This is a genomic window from Micromonospora sp. M42 (assembly GCF_000568915.1).
GTDB classification, from domain to species: domain Bacteria; phylum Actinomycetota; class Actinomycetes; order Mycobacteriales; family Micromonosporaceae; genus Micromonospora; species Micromonospora chalcea.
Window position 1 is genome coordinate 2,726,446 of the sequence record NZ_KK037233.1, and the last position, 12,814, is coordinate 2,739,259.

At 73.3% G+C, this 12,814-nt stretch carries 9 protein-coding genes and 2 pseudogenes; 2 read left to right on the forward strand and 9 right to left on the reverse strand.

All coding sequences use genetic code 11. From position 1 onward, the window contains the following. The 3 genes and pseudogenes from MCBG_RS12275 to MCBG_RS12285 form a co-directional block, all read right to left on the reverse strand. Positions 1 to 2,554 (reverse strand): annotated as a pseudogene (locus MCBG_RS12275) (GNAT family N-acetyltransferase). Between the two features lie 24 nt (positions 2,555 to 2,578). Beyond that, positions 2,579 to 3,760, reverse strand: a complete 1,182-nt coding sequence (locus MCBG_RS12280; RefSeq protein WP_043325704.1) for an acetoin utilization protein AcuC — start codon at positions 3,758 to 3,760, stop codon at positions 2,579 to 2,581. 47 nt (positions 3,761 to 3,807) lie between these two features. Then, positions 3,808 to 4,659: pseudogene (locus MCBG_RS12285) on the reverse strand (sulfurtransferase). A 98-nt stretch (positions 4,660 to 4,757) separates the two neighbouring features. Between MCBG_RS12285 and MCBG_RS12290 the strand changes: the two are divergent. Then, complete coding sequence (locus tag MCBG_RS12290) at positions 4,758 to 5,444, forward strand: metal-dependent transcriptional regulator (RefSeq protein ID WP_030502956.1); 687 nt, start codon at positions 4,758 to 4,760, stop codon at positions 5,442 to 5,444. A 6-nt stretch (positions 5,445 to 5,450) separates the two neighbouring features. On the opposite strand, the gene MCBG_RS12295 is transcribed toward MCBG_RS12290, so the two are convergent. The 4 genes from MCBG_RS12295 to MCBG_RS12305 form a co-directional block, all read right to left on the reverse strand. Beyond that, positions 5,451 to 5,999 carry a hypothetical protein gene (locus MCBG_RS12295; RefSeq protein ID WP_043325706.1) on the reverse strand — a complete coding sequence of 183 codons (549 nt, stop codon included), beginning with the start codon at positions 5,997 to 5,999 and terminating at the stop codon, positions 5,451 to 5,453. 86 nt (positions 6,000 to 6,085) lie between these two features. Then, entirely contained in the window at positions 6,086 to 6,319 is a 234-nt protein-coding gene (locus MCBG_RS31740; protein WP_069089357.1) for a DUF5522 domain-containing protein, read from the reverse strand. A gap of 58 nt (positions 6,320 to 6,377) precedes the next feature. Beyond that, a complete protein-coding gene (locus MCBG_RS12300; RefSeq protein WP_181373724.1) occupies positions 6,378 to 7,028 on the reverse strand; it encodes a class I SAM-dependent DNA methyltransferase in 651 nt (216 codons plus the stop codon). 73 nt (positions 7,029 to 7,101) lie between these two features. After that, on the reverse strand, positions 7,102 to 8,061 hold the full coding sequence (locus tag MCBG_RS12305) for a DUF2332 domain-containing protein (RefSeq protein ID WP_043325707.1): 960 nt from the start codon (positions 8,059 to 8,061) through the stop codon (positions 7,102 to 7,104). A 113-nt stretch (positions 8,062 to 8,174) separates the two neighbouring features. Here MCBG_RS12305 and MCBG_RS12310 point away from each other — a divergent pair, with 113 nt between their 5' ends. After that, positions 8,175 to 8,975, forward strand: coding sequence for a maleylpyruvate isomerase N-terminal domain-containing protein (locus tag MCBG_RS12310; RefSeq protein WP_043325709.1), 801 nt, complete (start codon positions 8,175 to 8,177; stop codon positions 8,973 to 8,975). Between the two features lie 92 nt (positions 8,976 to 9,067). Here MCBG_RS12310 and MCBG_RS12315 read toward each other — a convergent pair whose 3' ends face one another. Both MCBG_RS12315 and nrdR read right to left on the reverse strand, forming a co-directional pair. Next, positions 9,068 to 11,965 carry a vitamin B12-dependent ribonucleotide reductase gene (locus MCBG_RS12315; protein ID WP_043325710.1) on the reverse strand — a complete coding sequence of 966 codons (2,898 nt, stop codon included), beginning with the start codon at positions 11,963 to 11,965 and terminating at the stop codon, positions 9,068 to 9,070. 34 nt (positions 11,966 to 11,999) lie between these two features. After that, complete coding sequence (gene nrdR, locus MCBG_RS12320; RefSeq protein WP_013284751.1) at positions 12,000 to 12,500, reverse strand: transcriptional regulator NrdR; 501 nt, start codon at positions 12,498 to 12,500, stop codon at positions 12,000 to 12,002. Between the last annotated feature and the right edge of the window lie 314 nt (positions 12,501 to 12,814).

The following is a 12,814-nucleotide window of genomic DNA, read 5'->3' on the forward strand; positions in this document are numbered from 1 at the left end:
TTACAAGCGGCGGGGGCCGGTGTCGGGGCGCGCCACCTCCGCGCCGGTGCGCACGGTGGCGTGCAGCACCGAGATGCCGTCCGGCCGGGCCAGCACCGGATTCAGCGTGAGCGACCGCACCCGGGGCTGCTCGTCGGCGAGCCGCCCGACCCGCACCAGCAGGTCGACCAGCGCCGCCCGGTCCACCGGCGCGGCGCCCCGGTGCCCGCGCAGGAGCGGCGCGGCCCGGGGCTCGTCGACCAGTTCGGCGGCGTCCCGGTCGGTCAGCGGCACCGCCCGCCAGGCCCGGTCGCCGAGCAGTTCGGTCGCCACGCCACCGAGCCCGAACCCGACCACCGGCCCGAACGCCGGATCCTCCACCAGCTCCACCACGCACGCCACGCCGGGCGCGACCATCGGCTGGACCAGGACCTCCGCGCCGAACGCCGGTGCCATCTCGGCGTACGCGCGGCGCAGCGCGGCGGCGTCGGCCAGGTCGAGGCGTACCGCGCCGAGGTCGAGGCGGTGCCGCAGCCCGGGGGCGGCAGCCTTGAGCGCCACCGGCCAGCCGAGCCGCTCGGCGGCGGCCAGCGCTCTCCGTCGTGGTCGCCGGGACCGACTCCACCACGTCGATGCCGTACGCGCGCAGCAACGCCGCCGCGTCGGCCCCGTCGGGGCGCAGCGCGGCGTGCCCCGCCGTGCGGTCCACGTCGGGAAGTTCCGGCAGCACGCCGGCGGGCCGGCGCAGCCAGTCCGCGTACGCGGTGACCCGGCCCAGCGCGCGTACCGCCTCCTCGACGCTCGGGTACGCCGGCACCCCGGCCGGCACCAGCCCGGCGAGGAACGTCGCCACCACCGGCTTGCCGGTGACCCGCGCGTCGGGCAGCGCCGAGGCGAAGTCGGCCACCGGGTCGGCGAGCTGCCCCGGCAGCGGCGGCGCGAACACCGCCACCACGGCGTCGACCCGCTCGTCGGCGACCGCGTCACCGAGCGCGGCGGCGTACGCGGCGGCCCCGGCGCTCGGCCCGACGTCCCGCGGGTACCCGTCGGCGACCGTCAGTCCCTGAGCGGCGCAGGCGGTGGCGGCCAGCCCGGTCAGCGCCGACGAGTTGCCCACCACGGCGACCCGCCGCCCGGCCGGCAGCGGCTGGTGGGCCAGCAGCACACCCACGTCGAGCAGTTCGGACACGGTGTCCACCCGGATCACCCCGGACTGGGCGAACAGCGCGCTCACCGCCGCCGCGTCCAGCGCGGGCGCCTCCCCCACGCCCGGCGGCCGGGCCAGCGAGGCGAGCGCCACCACCGGCTTGCTGCGGCCGATGCGCCGGGCCAGCCGGGCGAACTTGCGCGGGTTGCCGAACGTCTCCAGGTAGAGCGTGATGACGTCGGTGGCCGGGTCGTCCTGCCAGTACTGCAGCAGGTCGTTGCCGGACACGTCGGCCCGGTTACCGGCCGACACGAAGCTGGACAGGCCGAGCCCACGGCGGGACGCCTCGGCCAGCAGCGCCACCCCGAACGCGCCGGACTGGCTGAACACGCCGACCCGGCCCGCCGCGGGCAGCACCGGGGCGAGCGTGGCGTTGAGGCGTACCGCCGGGTCGGTGTTGGCGACGCCGAGGCAGTTCGGGCCGACCACCCGCATACCGGCCAGGTGCGCGGCGCGGACCAGCGCGCGCTGCGCCGCCGCGCCGGCCGGGCCGGACTCGGCGAACCCGGCCGAGATCACCACCAGGCCGTGCGCGCCCGCCCGGGCCGCGTCGCGGACCACGTCGGTCACCGCGTCCGGCGGGACCGCCACCACGGCGAGGTCGACGTCCTGGCCGGCGTCGGCCGCCGACGGGTACGCGGGCAGCCCCGCCACCGTCGCCGCGCTCGGGTGCACCGGCACGATCGCGCCGGTGAACCCGCCGTCGCGCAGGTGCCCGAGCAGCGCCGCGCCGACGCCCTGGCCGGTGGTGCTGGCGCCGTAGACGGCGATGCCGCGTGGCGCGAGCAGCCGGGCGATCGAGCGGGCCTCGGTACGGTGCTCCCGGCCGCGCTGCACCTCGAGCGTCGCCTCGGTCGGCGCGATCGGGAAGGTCAGGTGCACCACGCCGTCGGCGTACTGGCGCTGGACCTGGTAGCCGAAGTCGGCGAAGACCCGCAGCATCGCCCCGTTGGCCGGGAGCACCTCGGCGACGAAGTGCACGATGCCGTTGCGTCCGGCCGCGTCGGCCAGGTGCTCCAGCAGCACCGAGCCGATGCCCCGGCCCTGGTAGGCGTCCTCGACCACGAACGCCACCTCGGCCTCCGGCGAGGCGGGGCCGAGGCGCTCGTACCGGCCGACGGCGACGATCCGCTCGCCGGCGAGCACCACGAACGCCTCCCGGTCGCGGTGGTCGACGTTGACGAAGCGCTTCAGGTCGCGTTCCGGGATACGCGGGTACGGCGAGAAGTAGCGCAGGTAGCGGGTGCGCTCGGAGAAGCGGCCGTGCATGGCCACGATCTCGGGCGCGTCCTCGGGACGGATCTGTCGCAGCTGGACGGTCGTACCGTCGCTGAGCAGCACGTCCACCGGTTGTTCGACGGTGGTCACCGGTCGGTCCTCCCTGCCGCCGGCTCAGTCGCGCGGGTCGTGCGGGTCGAGCCCGAGCAGCGGGAAGACCGCCTTGCGGGTGGCCGCGACGGCCCGGTCCACCGCGTTCGGCTCGCCGCTGGGCTGCCACGGCTGGTACGACGGGTCGACGTCGTCGGTCATCCGCAGCGGCACCTCGTGCCCGGGTCGCCGCCGCGCGGCCAGGTCCCGCCAGCCCGGCGGGGTCAGCGTGGCCGGGTCGACCGGCTCGCCGGTGGCGATCGCGAGCAGGTGCGTCCAGGCCCTCGGCACCACCTCGACCAGCGCGTACCCGCCGCCGCCGGTGGCGATCCAGCGGCCGTCGCACAGCTCGTCGGCGAGCGCGCGCAGCGTGCGGTAGGTGGCCCGCTGCCCGTCCACCGACAGGTGCAGGTCGGCCAGCGGATCCTTGCGGTGCCCGTCGGCGCCGCACTGGGTGACAAGCACCTGCGGCCGGTACGCGCGCAGCACCGACGGCACGACCGCGTGGAACGCGCGCTGCCAGCCGGCGTCGCCGACTCCGGGCGGCAGCGGCACGTTGACGGCGGTGCCCTCCGCGCCCGGCCCGCCGGTCTCGTCCGGGAACCCGGTGCCGGGGAACAGCGCGAGCGGCGTCTCGTGCAGGCTGATGGTGAGCACCCGCGGATCGCGGTAGAAGATCTCCTGCACGCCGTCGCCGTGGTGCACGTCCACGTCCACGTACGCGATCCGCTGCGCGCCGAGGTCGAGCAGCCGGGCGATGGCCACGGCCGGGTCGTTGTAGACACAGAAGCCGGCGGCGCGGGCGGGCATGGCGTGGTGCAGCCCGCCGGCCACGTTCACGGCGCGGCGGGCGTCGCCGCGCCAGACCGCCTCGGCGGCGGCCACTGTGGCGCCGGCGATCAGCGCGCTCGCCTCGTGCATGCCGTCGAAGACCGGATTGTCCGAGGTGCCCAGGCCGAACCCGGCGAACAGCGGGTCGCGCGGCGCGGCCCGGACCGCGTCCAGATAGGCCGGATCGTGGACGCGGGTGAGCAGCGCGTCGTCGGCCGGCTCGGGCTTGACCAGCCGCACGCCGGGCCGGTCCAGCACGCCCAGCTCGCGGGCGAGCGCCATGGTCAGCTCGACCCGGACCGGGTCCAGCGGATGGTCGCCCATGTCGTAGGTGAGGAGAGCCTCGTCCCACACCACCACCGTGTCGTCGGCCATGCGGCCATCGTCGCACGTGGGGCCGGGTGCGCCCACCTGACGTGCGCTCACCGGCCGGACGTGCCACCGGTGGCGACCGGACGGTCCGGGTCGGCCACCCACTCGCTCCACGAGCCGACGTACAGCGCGGCGTCCGGACGGCCGGCCAGGTGCAACGCGAGCACGGCCTGCGCGGCGGTCACCCCGGAGCCGCAGTACGCGCCGACCGGCGCGCCCGCGTCCACCCCGGCGGCGGCGAACCGCTCCCGCAGCGCGTCCGCGTCCGGGAACCGGCCCTGCGTGACGTACTCCGGGGCGGGCAGGTTGACCGCGCCCGGCACGTGCCCGGCGACCGGGTCGACCGGCTCGTGTTCGCCCCGGTAGCGCGGCGCGGCCCGTACGTCGAGCAGCACCCCGGGCGCGGCGGCGCCGAGCCGGGCGGTCCGCTCGGCGTCCAGCACCGGCAGCGCGCCCGGCGCCACCGTCACGTCGCCCGGCGCCGGGGCGGGTACGCCGGTGTCGACCGGCAGCCTGCCGTCCAGGCCGGGTAGCCGCCGTGCAGCACCCGCACCTGCCGGTGGCCGCCCAGCGCAGCGTCCACCAGGCCCGGGGCGGCGGACATCCCGTCGCCGCCGTCGTCACGACAACGGGGTGACCGGCGCGGACACCCCCGCCCGCAGCGCGGCCTGCAACGCCGCCGGGTCCGGCAGCGGGTGCCGGCCGGCGGCGCCGGGCCGCCCGCACAGCTCGGTGTCCAGGTCGACGAAGACCGCGCCGGGCAGGTGGCCGGCGGCGTAGTCCGCGCGGCCGGGCGGGCCGGTGAGCCGCCAGCGGACGTCGAGCAGGGTCGGCGGATCGGCATGATCGAGTTCGGCGGCGAGCCGGTCGGGCTCGACCAGCAGGTCTGCGGTGGCGGACATGCGGTCCAGTCAACACCATCCGGGCCGCCACCTCCGGCTTCGCCTGCCGTCGATGGTCGGTGGTAACGGGTACCATCGGTGCCCGGGAGGCCGCTGACGTGAAGCACGACCTTGTTGACACGACCGAGATGTACCTGCGCACCATCCTCGAACTCGAGGAGGAGGGTGTGCCGCCGCTGCGTGCCCGCATCGCCGAGCGGCTCAAGCAGAGCGGCCCGACCGTCAGCCAGACCGTCGCGCGGATGGAGCGGGACGGCCTGCTCACGGTCGAGGGCGACCGGCACCTGAGCCTCACCCCGGCGGGTCGCAACACCGCCGTGTCGGTGATGCGCAAGCACCGGCTGGCCGAGCTGCTGCTGGTGAACGTGATCGGGATGCCCTACGAGGAGGCCCACGAAGAGGCCTGCCGGTGGGAGCACGTGATGAGCGACGCGGTGGAGAAGCGGGTCTTCGACCTGCTCAACCGCCCCACCCGCTCGCCGTACGGCAACCCGATCCCGGGCCTGGAGGAGCTGGGCGACCCGGGCCAGCCGACGGTCGAGGCCGGCGAGAGCGAGCGCAACCTGGCCTTCCCGGGCCTGTCCGGCCAGGTCGTGGTGCGCCGTATCTGCGAGAGTGTGCAGACCGACTCGGACGTGCTCCGGCAGTTGCACGCAGCCGGTGTCGACCCGGGCGCGACGGTGACCGTGGCGCAGGAACGCGACGGCGTCTCCATCGACCGCTCCGGCGACCGGGTCCGCCTGCCCCGCGAGGTGGCGTCCCGGGTGTTCGTCGCGGCCCGCTGACCCGGGTCAGAGCTGGCGGGTGTCGATCACCTTGGCCAGCGTGACCAGCTTGCCGGCCGTCTTGTCCGCCTCCGCCTTGGCGGTGCCGGTGGGAGCGGTCCAGCGCAGGGTGGCGAGCCGGCCCTCGGTGGCCAGCCAGCCGACCTCGGCGACCGGGCCCGCCTTAGCGGTCTTGGGCAGCGTGCGCCGATAGCCGGCCTTACCCAGCTTGGTGATCTTCGTGGCGCCGCTGGGCTGCACGTCGAGGGTGAACGTGGCCGCGTCGATCGACGTCTCGGTGACCGACAGCGTCAGCTCCGGCAGCACCGCCCCGGCCGCGCGCACCACGCAGGTGTGCGTGTCGCCCCGCTCGGTGGCGGCGGCCACGTCGAACTCGCCACCGGTGTGCTCGGCGATCACCGCGAAGTCGAGCAGCCGGCAGGCGCCGCCCGAGGAGGCGGCCGCGACCGCGACCGGTTGGCGCGGCTCCGTCGGCACGTCGACCGTCGGGGCTTCCTCGGCGCAGCCGGCGGCGAGCAGGACGGCCGGCACGGCCAGCCAGATTCGGGCACGCACGGGAGACCTCCGCGGTCGGCGGCGGGTCCGACCCGCCGGAGTTCCGTCGGACACCGTACGGCGTGCCCGCGCGGGGACGGAAGCCCCTAATCGGTTACGTACGGACAGTGCCGACATCCTCGCCCGCAGCACGTCCCTCGCCGGGCCAGGAAGCCCGCGCTGAGCACGAACAGTCCGGTCTCCGGGTCCAGGTAGCCGGCCTCCCCGGCGGCCAAAGCTGCGGCGTGCACGGCCAGGATCCGGTCCCGCCCCGGATGATCCGGCGACAGCCGCGACGGGTGCGGTTCGGTAAGCGGCCGGTCCGCCAGCTCGTCACGCACCGCTGAAGTGTAAGGAAGGGCCCCTGCTTAACGTTTTCTGCATAGGAGGGACCCCCTTTTAACATCCCCCACGGATGGTCCGCTCGGCCAGCAGGAACGCCTGGGACTGCCGCTCCGTGGCGACCGGCGCGCGGACCAGCGTCGCCGAGACCGTGAACCCGGCCGTCGCGAGTTGCGCGGCCAGTCGTTCCGGCGGCAGCCAGTGCACGTCGTACGCGACGTCGTGGCCGTACGCCCGCTCCAGCCGTACGCACCGGTCACCGGCCTTGACCGCGAGGAGCAGGTGACCGCCCGGGGCGAGCGCCCGGTGGAAACCGGCGAACACCCCGGGCAGCAGCTCCGGTGGCAGGTGGATGATCGAGTACCAGGAGACCAGGCCGGCCAGCGAGGCGTCGGGCACGGTCAGCTCGGTCAGCGAGCCCACCTCGAAACGCAGCTCCGGGTACGCGCGGCGGGCCACCGCCACCATGCCGGGCGACAGGTCGACGCCGCCGATGTCCAGGCCGAGCCGGTGCAGGTGGGCGGTGACGCGACCGGTGCCGCAGCCCACTTCCAGCACCGGCCAGCCCGGCCCGACCGTCTCGGCGTACGCGGCCAGCAGCGCCCGGTCCAGCGGTGGTTCCACCACGTCGGGCAGCAGCCGCGCGTAGTCCTCGGCGACCGTGTCGTACGCGGCCCGCGTCTCCACCAGCCACCCGGGTTCGCTCACACCCACCTGCCCCACCCCTCGATCATGAAGTTGACGGTCGCCGCGTCGGCGTGTCGCACCGCCAACTTCATGATCACGCGCTCGGGGTTGGGGTGGGGGTGGGGAGCCAGGTGAGGGCCTGGCCGTGGCCTCTGGTCCAGGCCAGGGGGCGGCCGTCCAGGGCCAGCACGTTGTGGAAGCCTTCGGCGGGTGGCTCGGGCAGCGCCGCGTGCGGCAGCACGGACGGGTCCTCGTTGGCGATCCAGTGACCGGGCAGCGTCCGTACCAGCGCGGTGAACGCGTCCCGGCGCGCCTTCGGCACCTGGTAGAGCACCGAGCTGTGGAACACCACGAGCGTCGCCCCGGCCGGGGCCTGCTCGGCCAGCGCCGGCAGGTCGTCCACCAGGTCACCGCGTACCAGCAGTGGCGGATCGGCCGCCGCGACGGCCGCCGCCGCGCGCAGCCGCTCCCGGCGGTGCCGGTGTTCCGGCCAGATCAGCGCCTCCAGCCAGGCCACGTCGGCCGGGTCGGTGACGTAGAGCGGGTTCAGGTCCAGCCCGGCCCGCCACACCACCTCCGGACGCCGCTCCGGCGGCTCGGCGCCGGTCAGGTCACAGTCGAGCAACGGCTCGCCGTCGCCGATCCGCCGATCGCCGTAGCGGTAGGCGTACCGGTCCGGGTAGAGGCACAGCCCGGCGGAGGCGCCGACCTCCAGCAACGCCAGCGGCTGCGGCAACGCCGCGAGCACCGGCAGCAGTACGGCGCAGCGTCCGGCCTCGTTCGTCTGCGTCGCCCGCACCCGCATCTGCGCCGCCACGTCCGGCCAGTGCCCCATCACGTACGCGCGGAACGCCGCCGGGTCGTCCACCGGCCCGCCGCGCAGCCGCACCACCCCGAACAGCAGGTTCGGCTGACGCTTGGCCGGCGGAAGCGTGTCGAGCAGGGCGAGCAGCTCCGGGTCACCGGCGACCACCCGCGACAACCGCTCGTACGCCGGGGACACGCCGCGCGTCTCACGCTCGGCGAAGACCCGATAGATGTCTGTCGTGCTCATCCCCCGAGCATTCCAGCTCGCGTACGCGATGGGCTGTGACCGCCGGCACCGCCCGCCGCGTGCGCGGCGAAACTCGCTGTCCATTTGTCGAGGAACGCTGATAGACAGCCCGGGTGCACACGAATCTCACCTTTGTCGATCACCTGCGGCTGATCGACGACCGGTCGACTGCTTTCCGCGCCGCGGTCGCTGCGGCGCCCAGCCTCGACACGCCAGTGCCGAGCTGTCCGGAGTGGACGCTGTTCGATCTCGTACAGCACCTGGGCATGGGCCGCCGCAGGTCGGCCGCCATCGTCGCCGCAGGGCCGGCCGACGGTCCCCCGGACAAGTCCGTGTGGGACGACGGCACGGGTGCACCTCGGGAACGCGAGGCTCTCCTGGCCTGGTGGACCGAGTCCGTCGAGCGGCTGACGAGCGTGCTGCGCGAGGCCGGCCCGGACCGCCGGTGCTGGACGTGGTGGGGTGATTCGCAGTCACCGGAAACCTCCGGTGCATGGGCTCGGCGCCAGGTCGCCGAGATCGCTGTGCACACCCGCGACGCTCAGCTCGCCGTGGGGACCCCGGAGCCGCTGCCGGACGAGGTCGCCCTCGACGCTTTCGACGACTGCCAGTTCACGCTCTGCTCGACGGATGTCGCCTGGCCGCACGAACCCGCCGTCGTCGAATACCACGCCACCGAGGGCCGCTCGTGGCGCCTTCGCCTGTCCGGCGACGGCGCACAGGCCAGCCGGCTCGGCGAGCCGGCCGCCGGTGAGGACCCGGACCGGGACACAGCCTTCGTCTCCGCCCGGGGCACGGCCAGTGACCTGGTCCTGTTCTTCTACGGCCGCATCACGCCGGATTCCCCGAAGCTGGAGCTGGACGGCGACCGCCGCATCTTCGACCAGCTCATTGCCTGGGACCCGTCCGTCTGACGATCGACGACACCTCGTACCTGCCGCAGCGACCGCCCGACCCCTGGAGGATCGGGCGGTCGCTGTCGCAACAGATGCGACTCAGCTCGATGTCAGCTGCAGCCGCTGGTGGAGCCGCAGCCCTCGCAGACGTAGCAGCTACCGGCGGGCCGCATCTTCGTGCCGCAGGTGAAGCAGAGCGGCGCGTCGGCGGCCTTGCCGATCACGGCCTCCAGCAGCTCCGTGCTGGAACCCACCACCGGAGCGGGCTTGACCGCGGCGACGTCGGCCATCTCCTGCGCCGGCTGCGCGACTGGGCCGGTCTTCGGCTCCGGCGCCTCGACCGGGGCGGAGGCGGCCATCGCGGTGAGGTCCGCACCGCTCGCCTCCGCCTCCGCCTCGGCCGCGAGCTGGGCGGCCCGCTCCTTGGCGGTGAAGATGCCCAGCTCGGCGCGGCGGTCGTACGGCAGGAAGTCCAGCGCCAGGCGACGGAAGATGTAGTCCATCACCGAGGCGGCCATCCGCACGTCCGGGTCGTCGGTCATGCCGGCCGGCTCGAAGCGCATGTTGGTGAACTTGCTGACGTACGTCTCCAGCGGGACGCCGTACTGGAGACCGATGGAGATGGCCACCGAGAAGGCGTCCATCACGCCGGCCAGGGTCGAGCCCTGCTTCGACATCTTGAGGAAGACCTCGCCGAGACCGTCGTCCGGGTACGACGAGGCGGTGAGGTAGCCCTCCGCGCCGCCGACCGAGAAGGAGATCGTCTCCGACGGGCGCTTCTTCGGCAGCCGCTTGCGCACCGGGCGGTACTCGACGACCTTCTCCACGACCTTCTCCGGCTCGGCGGCCGGGGCCTGGGTCTCGACGGTGCTCTTGTTCTTCTTCGCCGCCGACAGCGGCTGGCCGACCTTGCAGTTGTCCCGGTAGATCGCCAGCGCCTTGAGGCCGAGCTTCCAGCCCTCGAAGTAGATCTTCTCGACGTCCTCGACGGTGGCCTGCTCCGGCATGTTGACCGTCTTGGAGATGGCGCCGGAGATGAACGGCTGGACGGCCGCCATCATCCGCACGTGGCCCATCGGCGCGATCGAGCGCTCGCCCATGGCGCAGTCGAAGACCGGGTAGTGCTCCGGCTTGAGGCCCGGGGCGTCCACCACGTGGCCGTGGTCGGCGATGTGCTCGACGATCGCCTCGACCTGCTCCTCGGGGTAGCCGAGGCTGCGCAGGGCGCGCGGCACGGTCTGGTTGACGATCTGCATCGAGCCGCCACCGACCAGCTTCTTGAACTTCACCAACGCCAGGTCCGGCTCGACGCCGGTGGTGTCGCAGTCCATCATCAGGCCGATGGTGCCGGTCGGGGCGAGCACGCTGGCCTGCGAGTTGCGCCAGCCGTGCTTGTCACCGAGCTTGTTGCCCAGCGTCCACTGCTTGGTCGCCTCGCGCTGCACGGCGGTGCCCACGGTGCCGGTCGGCTTGATCGCGTCGTTGGCGGCGGCGTGCTTGCGCATGACCCGCTTGTGCGGCTCGGCGTTGCGGGCGTAGCCGTCGTACGGGCCGACGATGCCGGCCAGTTCGGCGGACCGGCGGTAGGCGGTGCCGGTCATCAGCGAGGTGATCGCGGCGGACACCTCCCGGCCCTGCTCCGAGTCGTACGGCAGGCCGGAGGCCATCAGCAGCGCGCCCAGGTTGGCGTACCCGATGCCGAGCTGCCGGTAGGCGCGGGTGGTCTCACCGATCTTCTCGGTCGGGAAGTCGGCGAAGCAGATCGAGATGTCCATCGCGGTGATGACGAACTCGACCGACTTGACGAACTTCTCCACCTCGAAGCCGCCGTCGGCGCGCAGGAACTTCATCAGGTTCAGCGAGGCCAGATTGCACGAGGAGTTGTCCAGGTGCAGGTACTCCGAGCACGGGTTCGACGCGGTGATCCGCCCGGTCTCCGGGCAGGTGTGCCAGTCGTTGATGGTGTCGTCGTACTGCAGGCCCGGGTCGGCGCACTCCCACGCGGCCTGGGAGATGGTACGGAACAGCTTCTTCGCGTCGATCGTCTCGATGGTCTGCCCGTCGAGCCGGCCGCGCAGGTCGAAGCCGCCACCGTTCTCCACGGCGGTCATGAACTCGTCGGAGACGCGGACCGAGTTGTTGGCGTTCTGGTACTGCACGCTGACGATGTCGGCGCCGCCCAGGTCCATGTCGAACCCGGCGTCGCGCAGCGCGCGGATCTTGTCCTCCTCGCGCGCCTTGGTCGCCACGAACTCCTCGATGTCCGGGTGGTCGACGTCGAGGATGACCATCTTGGCCGCGCGCCGGGTGGCGCCGCCGGACTTGATGGTGCCGGCGGAGGCGTCCGCGCCGCGCATGAAGCTGACCGGGCCGGAGGCGGTGCCGCCGGAGGAGAGCAGTTCCTTCGAGGAACGGATGCGGGACAGGTTCACCCCGGCGCCCGAGCCGCCCTGGAAGATCCGCCCCTCCTCCTTGTACCAGTCGAGGATGGAGTCCATCGAGTCGTCGACCGACAGGATGAAGCAGGCGCTGACCTGCTGCGGCGACGGCGTGCCGACGTTGAACCACACCGGCGAGTTGAAGCTGAACACCTGGTGCAGCAGCATCCAGGTCAGCTCGTGCGCGAACACCTCGGCGTCGGCCGGGGTGGCGAAGTAGCCGTACTCCTCACCGGCGGTGCGGTAGGTGTCGACCACCCGGTCGATCAGCTGCCGCAGCGACCACTCCCGCTCCGGGGTCCCCACCGCGCCCCGGAAGTACTTGGTGGTCACGATGTTCGCCGCGTTCACCGACCAGGACTCGGGGAACTCCACCCCCCGCTGCTCGAAGTTGATCGAGCCGTCCCGCCAGTTCGTCATGACGACGTCGCGGCGCTCCCAGGTGACCTCGTCGTAGGGATGCACCCCCTCGGTCGTCCAGACGCGCTCGATCTTCAGCCCCGCCCCGGCCTTGTTCCGTGACCTGCTGGTCGTCACGCCCTCGCCCCCCTCGTCGGCACGGTCACCCACCGCGCCTCGTGTACCTGTCAGAAACCCGAAAATGTCAGCTGATCGCGCCGGCGGCGTCCGCCGCACCGGCACCGGCGCCCTCCCGGGCGCGCGCGGCGGCCCGCAACGTCTCGATCTCCCGCTCGAAGTCGGCGAGCGAGTCGAAGGACCGGTAGACGCTGGCGAACCGCATGTAGGCCACCTCGTCGAGGTCGCGCAACGGGCCGAGGATGGCCAGGCCCACCTCGTGGCTGGGGATCTCGGCCGCCCCCTTGGCCCGTACGGTCTCCTCGACCTTCTGTGCCAGCAGCGCGATCGAGTCGTCGTCGACCGGCCGCCCCTGGCACGCCTTGCGCACCCCGCCGATGATCTTCGTACGGCTGAACGGCTCGGTCACCCCGCTGCGCTTGACCACCGCGAGCACCGCCTCCTCGACGGTGGTGAACCGTTTGCCGCACTCCGGGCAGGACCGCCGCCGCCGGATGAGCTGGCCGTCGTCGGCCTCCCGCGAGTCGACCACCCGGGAGTCGGCGTGCCGGCAGTACGGACAGCGCATGGGCCCGACCTCCTCCGTCGATCGCGGGCACACCTACCGGCTCCCGGGCACACGTCGGCACGGCGGAGTCATCGTCCGATGACCGTCGCCGGATGCGCGGTGCGGGAGTGCGTTCGGTAGTTGAACCCAACCTGTGGGCGACTTACGCCCGTGTGACTACTACATCTAGGGGTCGACCGTATGCCGAACCCCAAGCGAGGTCAAGTTGGCGGGCGTGTCCGGCGCGTCATCAGAATCACGGTCGGCGCGACCCCGCCGAGGAGCCCAACGGACGGCCTCCCGCGCTGGACACGGCCCGCCGCAATGGAACATCT